Source organism: Tritonibacter sp. SIMBA_163 (assembly GCF_046535935.1).
Taxonomy (GTDB): Bacteria; Pseudomonadota; Alphaproteobacteria; order Rhodobacterales; family Rhodobacteraceae; genus Epibacterium; species Epibacterium scottomollicae.
Genome location: NZ_JAWJBP010001195.1, coordinates 1 through 241, shown reverse-complemented (window position 1 = coordinate 241; position 241 = coordinate 1). Strand labels below are relative to the sequence as shown.

Here is a 241-nt window from a genome sequence, read left to right as displayed (position 1 = left end):
CGCACATTATTGCTCGTCCGCACGAAAACCTAGAATATGTCCTACCCATTCGCTACACCGAAGCAGTAGAACAGTTCCGATAATTGAGAGGGGGCATTTCAAGCATCCCACCTAATCTCCTGATTTGGCATCAATATCGGTTGAGATGTCCGCGCCATCTTTAAACTCTAGTGAATGAACACCATAAGATGAATTGAATTCATCTTGCAAACTCCGAGGAGGAAACCAAAAAAAATGGCAG

At 44.0% G+C, this 241-nt stretch carries 1 pseudogene; it reads left to right on the top strand.

Going from position 1 to position 241, the window contains the following annotated elements:
- A pseudogene (locus R0J92_RS26110) lies at nucleotides 1-83 on the top strand (carbon dioxide-concentrating protein CcmK); the annotation flags it as partial.
- Nucleotides 84-241: the final 158 nt, after the last annotated feature.